We start from the raw sequence: 2,399 nt of genomic DNA on the forward strand, positions 1-2,399 counted from the left end.
GATACCGCCTCGACGTACTTGCGAATCGTTTCGATCCGCGAACGTTCGATCTCTCCGTGCTCGATCTTCGATACGGTGCGCTGCCCGATGCCGATCTTGTTGCCCAGTTCGGTTTGATTGAGCTGCTGCGCTTCTCGAAGTTCGGCGAGTCGGTAGGCGCGCTCGACGGAACGCATCTTCTTCCGGGTGGCGGCGACCCGCGCCTGGTCGTATCCGCCCTGTGGATGCCGTGAGCGGCTGGTTTCGTATAGCTCCATCAGTCCAGTCTTCCTATGTGCTCGTCGAATATGCGATCGGCAATCGGGATGTTGTCTCGATACCACTGCTGCCACTGGTTCGTCTTGTCGCCGGCGATCAAGAGAATTGCCGATCGTTTCGGGTCGAACGCGAAAATGATCCTGGCGTTCGAGCCGGGGATTCGTAGCTCCTTCATATTCGAATGCCTCGATGTACGCAGGGAATCGACCCATGGGCGACCGAGTGCAGGTCCTCTTTCCTCCAATTCCTGACGCGCTGCTTCGTAGTGGTCGAACATGACATCGTCCAAGCTGTCGACCCAGTTCAGGACCTGCTTGGTGAGGTAGATGCGCCAACCCACTGGATCAATCGTACTCCCTGTAGGGTCTAGAGCCTAGGGGTGCTATCGATCTGAATCGCTGGATGGGGAGCTAGGTGCTCCGCGGTAGGAACCGGCGGACGATCAGGCCGGCGATCAGGGCCCAGAAGGCGCCGCCGATGCCGAACAGGGTGGTGCCGGAGGCGGCGACGAGGAAGGTGGCCAGGCCTGCCATGCGGTGGTCGGGGTCGCTGAGGGCGCCGGTGAGGGCTGCGGCGAGGGTGGCCAGGAGGGCCAGGCCCGCGACGGTTTCGAGGGTGCCCGCGGGGGCCGCCGCGATGAGGGTGACCAGGGCCGCGGAGGCGAGGCCGAGGATCAGGTAGGCGGCGCCCGCGGTGGCGGCGGCGATCCAGCGGCGTGTGGGGTCGGGGCTCGCGCTGGGGGCGGCGGACAGGGCCGCGCTGATCGCGGCGAGGTTGATCGCGTGGCCGCCCGCGGTGGCGCCCGCGATGGTGCCGATTCCGGTGACGAGCATGGACGCGCGCCACGGCACCTGGAAGTCGAACGAGCGCATCACCGCGACGCCAGGGATGTTCTGTGAGGCCATGGTGACGATGTAGAGCGGCACCGCGATGCCGACGATCGCCTGCCAATGCCAGTGCGGCGCGGTCCATTCCACGGTCGGGACCATGGCGGCCAGATCCAGGTGCCGGTCGCGGACCGCGATGTCGATCCCGGTGCCGATCGCCGCGGTGGCGAAGGCGACCAGTACCGCCCACTTCGGCGCGTACCGCTGCAGCACCAGCCAGACCACGATGACCGGCACCACCACGGCGGGCGAGGTGGTCAGCGCCTGCACCGGCGCCAGGCACAGCGGGACGAGCACACCGGCCAGCATCGCCTGCGCGATCGGCACCGGGATCGCCGCGACCAGCGAGCCGAGCCGCTGCCACAGCCCGGTGATCACGATGAGCACGCCGGTGACCGCGAACGCCGCAACCGCGCCGGGCCAGCCGCCCGCGACCAGTCCGGTGCTCGCCAGCAGCGCCGCGCCCGGTGTCGACCAGGCCAGCGTGATCGGAATCCGGTACCGGAAACTGAGCAGCAAAATCCCGATGCCCTGCGTGAAACACAGGACCATCAGCCCCGATGCCGCCTGCGCTGGGCTCGCGCCCACCGCCCGCAAACCGCTCAGCACCACCGCGAACGAACTGGTGAACCCGACCAGCGCGGTAATCGCGCCCGCCCCGAGCGGCTGGGCGATCCCCGCCCGTTCCTCGGCGACATCATCGGGTGTGGTGGTGACCTGCGACATTGTGCAGATACTGCCCGGAGGTCGGGCTGGTGTCGCCTGCCAGTACCGCGAAAGTGGACTGATCTGTGTTCACTCCGATCAGTCCAGTTCGCCGCACGCGTCGACGACTGCGCTGAACGTTCACAATCTCGCTGATCGGTCGAAATGGGGACCACCGCTGCGTTGACTGAATGCTCCGCGTATGCCCGCCGCACGGTTGGCGGACTCCGACACTGTCCCTAGGTTGCCGCCGGTGCGGGCCACTCGCGTGCGCCTGGCGCTACGTCGTGGTCGATGGTGCTCGGGTGCATTCGGTGCGGGTGGGCCGGTCGCACTGCGTAGGGTGGCGGCTGGGGGCTTCGGCTGGTGCGACGGTGGTGAGGAGCGGGCGTGAGTGCGGTATTGATCTCCCCGGAGGAACTCCGGGAAGAACTGGCGGACAAGAAGATCCATCTCCTTGATGTGCGGTGGGCGCTGGGTGATCCGAATGGCCCGCAGCAGTATCTGGACGGGCACATTCCGGGCGCGGTGTTCGTCGATCTGGAGACC

The 2,399-nt window shown here is 66.8% G+C and carries 4 protein-coding genes; 1 reads left to right on the plus strand and 3 read right to left on the minus strand.

Features of this window, described 5'->3' with window-relative positions:
- The 3 genes from ACFWPJ_RS30520 to ACFWPJ_RS30530 form a co-directional block, all read right to left on the minus strand.
- A partial coding sequence (locus tag ACFWPJ_RS30520) for a helix-turn-helix domain-containing protein (protein ID WP_378856632.1) occupies positions 1-257 on the minus strand: 257 nt, incomplete at its 3' end.
- The gene (locus ACFWPJ_RS30525; RefSeq protein ID WP_378856634.1) at positions 257-598 is read right to left on the minus strand and encodes a type II toxin-antitoxin system RelE/ParE family toxin; all 342 of its coding nucleotides are present in this window, start codon (positions 596-598) and stop codon (positions 257-259) included. The genes ACFWPJ_RS30525 and ACFWPJ_RS30520, both read right to left, overlap by 1 nt.
- 70 nt (positions 599-668) lie before the next feature.
- Positions 669-1,871: a benzoate/H(+) symporter BenE family transporter gene (locus ACFWPJ_RS30530; protein WP_378856636.1), complete on the minus strand. Its 1,203-nt coding sequence runs from the start codon at positions 1,869-1,871 to the stop codon at positions 669-671.
- A 381-nt stretch (positions 1,872-2,252) separates the two neighbouring features.
- Here ACFWPJ_RS30530 and ACFWPJ_RS30535 point away from each other — a divergent pair.
- Positions 2,253-2,399 (plus strand): rhodanese-like domain-containing protein (locus ACFWPJ_RS30535; RefSeq protein WP_378856638.1); only part of this gene is annotated, 147 nt, incomplete at its 3' end.

This window comes from Nocardia sp. NPDC058497, assembly GCF_042720195.1.
Classification (GTDB): domain Bacteria; phylum Actinomycetota; class Actinomycetes; order Mycobacteriales; family Mycobacteriaceae; genus Nocardia.